This window comes from Halomonas elongata, from assembly GCF_029081005.1.
GTDB lineage: Bacteria > Pseudomonadota > Gammaproteobacteria > Pseudomonadales > Halomonadaceae > Halomonas > Halomonas elongata_B.
On sequence record NZ_JAJQTQ010000149.1, the window covers coordinates 1 to 350 of the forward strand.

The 350-nt window shown below is 62.3% G+C and carries 1 pseudogene; it reads left to right on the forward strand.

What is annotated here, in order from left to right:
* Positions 1-296, forward strand: a pseudogene (gene fusA / locus LU493_RS19855) (elongation factor G); the annotation flags it as partial.
* Positions 297-350: the final 54 nt, after the last annotated feature.

Below are 350 nucleotides of genomic sequence, written 5' to 3' on the forward strand. Positions count from 1 at the left end.
ATGAGCTGATGGATAAATACCTGGAAACCGGTGAGCTGGACGAGGCGGAGATCGTCGCCGGTCTGCGCCAGCGCACGGTGAAGGGGGAGATCCAGGCGGTGCTCTGCGGGAGCGCCTTTAAAAACAAAGGCGTGCAGCGCATGCTCGATGCGGTGGTGGAGCTGATGCCGTCGCCGCTGGATATTCCGGCGATACAGGGCGTTGATGAGCAAGGCCAGCCGGCGGAACGCCATCCGAGCGACGATGAGCCGCTGTCGGCGCTGGCGTTCAAACTGATGACCGACCCCTACGTCGGCTAGCTGACCTTTATCCGCGTCTACTCCGGGACGCTGAAGAAAGGCGATGCGGTG